This window comes from Nitriliruptor sp. (assembly GCF_040882075.1).
GTDB lineage: Bacteria > Actinomycetota > Nitriliruptoria > Nitriliruptorales > Nitriliruptoraceae > Nitriliruptor.
This window is the reverse complement of record NZ_JBBEBZ010000042.1, coordinates 1-6,432: the sequence shown is the minus strand read 5'-3', so window position 1 is coordinate 6,432 and position 6,432 is coordinate 1. Positions and strand designations below refer to the sequence as shown.

The following is a 6,432-nucleotide window of genomic DNA, read 5'->3' as shown; positions in this document are numbered from 1 at the left end:
CCACGGACACACGACGACCGCCTCCGTACGGCGGCGGCGCGAGCGGTGGATGGAGGGACCTCGATGGACGGCGACGACCCCGTGGGAGCACAGCGACGACGGGACGGGCGACGGCACCCCAGCTCGCGGGGACGAGACGCGAGCACACGGCAGCCCCGGAGTGTAAGGGTGCCGGGCGACGGACGTCAAGGAGGACCGCAACGGCCGCGACCGCCACCGGCGGTTGCCCGGTGGCGGAGCGTCACCCGGTGGGCGCGAGCTCGGTGCCGGTGGTGCGACCGGCGCGGGCCCGAGAGCCCGCGCCGGAGCGATCACTTGAGCTCGATGGTGGCGCCGGCGCCCTCGAGCGCCTCCTTGGCGGAGTCGGCCGCAGCCTTGTCCACACCCTCGAGCACGGCCTTCGGTGCGGCCTCGACGAGCTCCTTGGCCTCCTTGAGGCCGAGGCTGGTGAGGGCGCGCACCTCCTTGATGACCTGGATCTTCTTCTCGCCGGCCGAGGTGAGGACGACGTCGAACTCGGTCTTCTCCTCGACCTCCTCGGCAGCAGCGCCACCGCCACCCGCGGCCGCGACGGCGACGGGAGCAGCGGCGGTGACCTCGAAGGTCTCCTCGAACTTCTTCACGAGCTCCGAGAGCTCGACGAGGGTGAGCTCCTTGAACGCATCGATGAGCTCGTCGGTGGACAGCTTCGCCATTGCGGTTCCTGTTCTGTGCTGGGTCTGGTGATCTGGGACGTTGTGGGGGTGCTACGCGTCGCTGGCCGGCTCGTCGCCGGTGGTCTCGCCCTCCGCGGCGTCGTCGGTGGCCTCAGCCGCCGGCGCGTCGTCGGGCTTGCCTTCGGCCTCGGGCGCCTCGGCGTCGGCCTCCGCCTCGGCGGGTGCCGCGGCGTCGGCGGCGGGAGCCTCATCCGCGGCGGCGGGGGCGTCCTCAGCAGCGGCCGGCTCGGCCTCCGCGGCGGGCGCCTCGGCGACGTCGGGGTTGCCACCGGCGTCGATGAGGGCCTGCACGAGGCGAGCCTGCTTCTCGATCGGGGCCTGCAGCAGGCGCGCGGTGTTGGCCAGCGCGCCGTACATGAGGCCGGCGAGCTGCGCGAGCAGCTCCTCCTTGGAAGCGAGGCCGGCGAGCTTGATGGCCGCGGTGTCGTCGAGGACGACGCCGTCGAGGTACCCACCGCGGATCACGAGCGCCGGGTGGTCCTTGGCGAAGGCCTTGAGCGCCTTGGCCGGCGCGACCGGGTCCTCGGAGCAGAACACGAGCGCCGTCGGGCCGTCGAGCAGCTCGACGAGCTCGGCCATGCCCGCATCGGTCGCAGCGCGACGGGCGAGGGTGTTCTTGGCCACGCGGTAGCGGGCACCCGCTTCGCGCAGCTTGATGCGCAGCTCGGCCATCTCGGTGACCGAGAGGCCGCGGTAGTGGGTCAGCAGCGTGGCTGCCGAGTCGGTGAGGCCGCTCTTGACGTCATCGACGACGGCGACCTTGTCGGGCCGTGGCACTTCGATCCTCCGGTGTGGTCGGCGCGCGGCTCGGCGTCGAGGGGCGGCGTCCGACCTGGCCCGGGAACGAGGAAGCCCCCTAGCGCGACTCGCGCAGGGGGCGGACACGATCAGCAGCTCGTTGGCTGCGGGGTGTCGACCGGCCTACGCGGGACGCGCGGGGCACCCGGACCGGTGAGGGAGGGAGCGCCGCGACCTTCGACCCGCGAGGCGGGCGTCCAGCGATCTGTGGCGTCGTTGGTCGGCAGCGTAGCGGTGGGTGCACCTGCCGTCGAACGGGGCCCCGACCCGCGCCCCACGCGCACGCGCAGCTCGATGCCCGCCGCTCAGTCGAGCAGCGACTCGACCTTGCGCAGCAGCGCGAAGGCCGTGAACGGCAGCGCCAGGGTCGCATCGACCCCCGTGGCACCGTCAGCAGTGTCGTCGCCGCGGCTCGTCAGCAGCAACACCCGGGTCCCCGCGGTCTCGGCTTCGGTACGGATGGATCGTGCGAGGGCCAGGGCACCCTTGCCGGGCAGCGCCTGATCGAGCACGAGCAGCGGCGGCCGGCGCGAGGCGACGGTGCGGATCGCCGCATCGGTGTCGTCGGCCTCGGTGACCGCGAAGCGTCCGGCGCTGAGCGTCAGGGCGACCTGCGCTCGGGTGCCGCCATCGGCCGAGACGACGACGACGTCGGTGACCTCGGCCCCCTCGTCGGTGCCAGCGGGCACCTCGTCCACTCCAGCCACCGTCGCTTCTCTCTCCCGCGGGGCGGGCGCTCGCCCTCGGTCCAGCGACGCTAGCGCGTCACGCTCGAGCTTCGACGAGGACGAGCCCGCCACCGGGGCGGGCTCGTCGCACGGAGGTCGCGTCGGTCAGGCCGTCGCTGCAGCCGCGTCCTCGTCGTCGAGCAGCAGGTCGCGCGACTTGCTCGGGTCCAGCGGGATCCCGGGGGACGCGGAGGTCGAGATCGTCACCGACTGGATGTAGCGGCCCTTGGCGGACGAGGGGCGCTGGCGGATGATCTCCCCGAGCAGGGCGGCGTAGTTGTCGACGAGGTTCTCGGCCGAGAACGAGCACTTGCCGAGGACGGCGTGCACGTTGCCGTTGCGGTCCGAGCGGTACTCGACGCGGCCGGCCTTGATCTCGGAGACGGCCTGCCCGACGTTCATGGTGACGGTGCCGGACTTCGGGTTCGGCATCAGACCGCGCGGCCCGAGGACCTTCCCGAGACGTCCGAGCTTGCCCATCATGTCGGGGGTCGCGATGACCGAGTCGATCTCGCTGAGCAGGTCGCCCTGCCCGAGCAGCTCGACGAGGTCGTCGTCACCGACGTGGTCGGCGCCAGCCTCGCGGGCTTCGGCGGCCTTGTCGCCGCCGGCAACGACGGCCACGCGCACCGTCTTGCCGATGCCGTGCGGCAGCGACACCGCGCCGCGGATCATCTGGTCCGCCTTGCGGGGGTCGATGCCGAGGCGGAAGGCGACCTCGACGGTCGCGTCGAACCGGACCGCGTCGACCTCCTTGAGGAGGGCGAAGCCCGCCTTCGGGGCGTAGAGCCGGTCGGCGTCGATGCGCTCGATCGCGGCCCGGTACTTCTTACCGTGCTTGGCCATGGGGGTGTCTCCTCGTGGTCAGGCGGAGGGCGCGGCCCTCCTCCCACGTGTCACCTCGCGCTCGGAGCGCGAGGTCGGGGTGCGGATGTCAGCCGTCGACGGTGATACCCATCGAACGTGCGGTGCCCTCGACGATCCTCATCGCGCCCTCGATGTCGATGGCGTTGAGGTCGGGCATCTTGGTCTCGGCGATCTGGCGGACCTGATCACGCGACACGCTGGCGACCTTCGCGATGTGCGGGGTCCCCGAGCCCTTGGGCACGCCGGCGGCCTTCAGCAGCAGCTGCGCGGCCGGCGGGGTCTTCATGATGAAGGTGAAGGACCGGTCCTCGTAGACCGTGATCTCCACCGGGACGATGTCACCCTGCTGTCCCTGGGTGCGCTCGTTGAACGCCTTGCAGAACTCCATGATGTTCACGGAGTGCTGACCGAGGGCGGGACCGACCGGCGGCGCCGGGTTGGCCTGCCCCGCGGGGATCTGCAGCTTGATGAAACCAGCGACCTTCTTGGCCATCTGTGTCTTCTCCTCGTGGTCGAACGGCCGCGGTCGCGGCCTCCCACATCGGTTCTCGGTGTGCCGAGCTCTCGGCGCTCAGGTGAGCGCGTCGGGCTAGAGCTTGGCGACGTTGTCGAAGGGCAGCTCGAGCGGGGTCTCGCGACCGAACACGCTGACGAGCACCTTGAGCTTGGCCTGGTCGAGGTTGATCTCGGAGATCGTGCCGGTGAAGTCCGCGAACGGGCCGGACGTGACCCGGACGGTCTCGCCGACCTCCATGTCGATCTCGGCGACCTGGCGCTCGGGTTCGGGCGCGGCGTCCTCGTCGGATTCGGTGACCTCGACCACCTCGTCAGGCAGCTGCAGCGTGTTGGCGACCTCGCGCAGGGGCAGCGGGACCGGCTTGGACCCCGACGAGCCGACGAACCCGGTGATGTTCGGGGTGTGGCGGACGATGCCCCAGGTCTCGTCGTCCATGTCCATGCGCACGAGCACGTAGCCGGGCAGGAACTTGCGGGCGACGACGGTCTTCTTGCCCTTCTTGTACTCGGTGACCTCCTCGGTGGGGATCACCACCTCGAAGACCTTGTCGTGGGCATCGAGGGTCTCGACGCGGTTCTCGAGGTTGTCCTTGACCCGCTGCTCGTAGCCGGAGTAGGTGTGGACCACGAACCAGTCCCCCACCAGGCGGGCGAGGTCCTTCTTGTCGCGGACCTCGGCGAGCGAGCGGGGCCGGCGGCGGACGGTCGGTTCGGGCGCCGGGGCCGCCTCGGGGTCGTCGGCGGCGGGCACGTCGGCGGGCGCCGTGGGCACGTCCGGGTCGACGGCGGTCAGCGGCTCGTCGTCACCGGCGTCGTCGCCAGCGCCGGCCAGACCGAGCAGGTCGTCGAGGTCGTCACCGTCGGTGGTGGCGTCACCCTGGTCGGTGTCGGCACCGGCATCCGGGGCGGGCGCTTCCTCGCCGTCGGTGCCGAGGTCGACGGTCGCCGAGGTGTCGACCTCCGCCACCTGCTCGTCGGACAGCTCGGACGAGGCGTCGGCGAGCCCTGCGTCCGGCGCCGGGTCGGCGTCGGGCGCCGGGTCGGCGTCGGGCACGGTCGCCTCGGGAGGTCCGTCACCGTCGGCGGGCACGGCGTAGGTGTCCTCGCCCTCGAGCAGCTCGGTGGCGGGCGTGTCGGTCTGGTCGTCGGGCACGGGCGTACTTCCCAGCGGGTCGGGGGTGGTGCTCAGAGGGTGTTCTGGATCGCTTCGCGGATGATCGTGTCGAAGCCCCAGATCAGGAGCGTGAGCACGAGCGACATGACGAGCACCACGATGGTGTAGGAGACGAGTTCGTGACGGTTCGGCCAGGCGACCTTGCGCAACTCGGAACGGACCTCGCGCAGGAACTGGGCGGGTCCGGTCCGGGTGTGCTTCTCGGTGGGAGCTTCGGACGTGGCGCTGGCCTGGTCCGCCGGGCGGCGAGCCTCACGGTCAGCGGTGCGGTCGTCGTCGCGGCTCAAGGTGGCGCTCCTGGTCGCACCGGGGACGGCGCGGTGGGTGGTGGATCTGCGGCGCGATGTGACAGGTCGCGCACCGGCGGAGGTCGGCGCGTCGCACGGGCGGAGGGAATCGAACCCCCAACCGCCGGTTTTGGAGACCGGTGCTCTACCAGATTGAGCTACGCCCGTCCGCTCCCCCACGCGAGCGTCGGCTCGAGACAAGGGAACGCTGCCCCACGAGGAGGCAGCGCAGCGATGCTACCGGTACCCGCGGGGGGCGACAACCGTGGTGGTGCCCCCGCGCGGGTCCGGGTGTGGGACATCAGAGCCGGACCCGTCCGGTGCCCTTCAGGATGCGGTCACCGTTCTCGTTGTCGGCGAACAGCTCGACGGTCGCGATGCCGTCCTCGACCGCGGTGACCGTGCCACCGAACGTGGAGGTCGAACCGAGCGGCCACGGCTTGGCGAAGCGGACCGCGATCTCGAGCACGTTGGCCGGCCCACCGGCGAACTGGGTCAGCAGCCGCGATGCGAGACCCATCGAGTACATCCCGTGGGCGATGATCCCGCCCGTCGGGCTGACCTGCCCGGCGAAGCCCTGGTCGTAGTGGAGGGGGTTGAGGTCCCCGGACGCGGCGGCGTACCCGACCGACGTCATGAGGGTGCTCTGCTGCTCGATGGTGGGCAGCTCGGTCCCGGCGGTGACGTCGGACATCACGCGACCTCCTCGGTCGGGGCGGGGCCATCGCCGCCGGCGTCAGCCGCCGGCGCAGAACCCAGGAAGACGATGACCGCTTCGGAACGGACGGCGAGCGAGCCGTCCTCGAAGCGGCAGTCCACCTCGACGGTGAGCAGCTCGTTGCGCCCTCTGACCTGGATGTCCGCGATGCGCGGGGTGCAGGTCAGGGTGTCGCCCGGCGCGACCGGACGGTCCCCGTAGACGAAGCGCTGCGAGCCGTGGACCAGCGCGGGGTGCACGCCGAGGCCCTCGTCGGAGAAGGCCGCCGCGCCGCCCTTGATGACGGTGAACGAGGCCGCGAAGGTCGGTGGCGCGGTGCAGTCGTCCCCGTCGCTGAAGTAGCGCGGATCGCTCTCACCGAGCGCCTGCGCGTACTCGCGGATCTTCTCGCGCGAGACCTCGTAGGTGTAGGGCGGGTACTCGGTACCCACCTTGTCGCGGTTGAGGGCCATCGGTTGCCTCCTCACGGCGTCTGCCGCTGCGTGCACGCCGCTGCCGGGCGCACGGGCCGTATCCTAGGTGCAGTTCCTCGCGACGTTGTTCCCACAGGGTGAGAGCCGCCCGAACGCGACCGGCCCACCCGCGGGGAGGTGGGGCGGGCGGGGTGGTGGGCGGGGGCGACCGCGAT

Annotated in this window: 8 protein-coding genes, 1 tRNA gene and 1 pseudogene; all 10 read right to left on the bottom strand. The window is 71.6% G+C overall.

Annotation, left to right across the window (positions count from 1 at the left end; all coding sequences use genetic code 11):
• Positions 1 to 311 precede the first annotated feature (311 nt).
• Positions 312 to 695: a 50S ribosomal protein L7/L12 gene (rplL, locus tag WEB03_RS02185; protein ID WP_368069333.1), complete on the bottom strand. Its 384-nt coding sequence runs from the start codon at positions 693 to 695 to the stop codon at positions 312 to 314.
• A gap of 210 nt (positions 696 to 905) precedes the next feature.
• Positions 906 to 1,493: pseudogene (gene rplJ, locus WEB03_RS02180) on the bottom strand (50S ribosomal protein L10); the annotation flags it as partial.
• A 326-nt stretch (positions 1,494 to 1,819) separates the two neighbouring features.
• The gene (locus WEB03_RS02175; RefSeq protein WP_368069332.1) at positions 1,820 to 2,203 is read right to left on the bottom strand and encodes a response regulator; all 384 of its coding nucleotides are present in this window, start codon (positions 2,201 to 2,203) and stop codon (positions 1,820 to 1,822) included.
• Between the two features lie 144 nt (positions 2,204 to 2,347).
• The gene (gene rplA, locus WEB03_RS02170) at positions 2,348 to 3,088 is read right to left on the bottom strand and encodes a 50S ribosomal protein L1 (RefSeq protein WP_368069331.1); all 741 of its coding nucleotides are present in this window, start codon (positions 3,086 to 3,088) and stop codon (positions 2,348 to 2,350) included.
• Between the two features lie 88 nt (positions 3,089 to 3,176).
• The gene (gene rplK, locus WEB03_RS02165; RefSeq protein ID WP_368069330.1) at positions 3,177 to 3,602 is read right to left on the bottom strand and encodes a 50S ribosomal protein L11; all 426 of its coding nucleotides are present in this window, start codon (positions 3,600 to 3,602) and stop codon (positions 3,177 to 3,179) included.
• Between the two features lie 96 nt (positions 3,603 to 3,698).
• A complete protein-coding gene (nusG, locus tag WEB03_RS02160) occupies positions 3,699 to 4,778 on the bottom strand; it encodes a transcription termination/antitermination protein NusG (protein ID WP_368069329.1) in 1,080 nt (359 codons plus the stop codon).
• A 32-nt stretch (positions 4,779 to 4,810) separates the two neighbouring features.
• Entirely contained in the window at positions 4,811 to 5,086 is a 276-nt protein-coding gene (gene secE, locus WEB03_RS02155) for a preprotein translocase subunit SecE (RefSeq protein ID WP_368069328.1), read from the bottom strand.
• A gap of 94 nt (positions 5,087 to 5,180) precedes the next feature.
• Positions 5,181 to 5,254: transfer RNA gene (locus WEB03_RS02150), tRNA-Trp, on the bottom strand.
• Positions 5,255 to 5,387: 133 nt separating this feature from the next.
• Positions 5,388 to 5,780, bottom strand: coding sequence for a MaoC family dehydratase (locus WEB03_RS02145; RefSeq protein WP_368069327.1), 393 nt, complete (start codon positions 5,778 to 5,780; stop codon positions 5,388 to 5,390).
• On the bottom strand, positions 5,780 to 6,256 hold the full coding sequence (locus tag WEB03_RS02140) for a MaoC family dehydratase N-terminal domain-containing protein (RefSeq protein ID WP_368069326.1): 477 nt from the start codon (positions 6,254 to 6,256) through the stop codon (positions 5,780 to 5,782). Before WEB03_RS02140 ends, WEB03_RS02145 begins: the two co-directional genes overlap by 1 nt.
• Between the last annotated feature and the right edge of the window lie 176 nt (positions 6,257 to 6,432).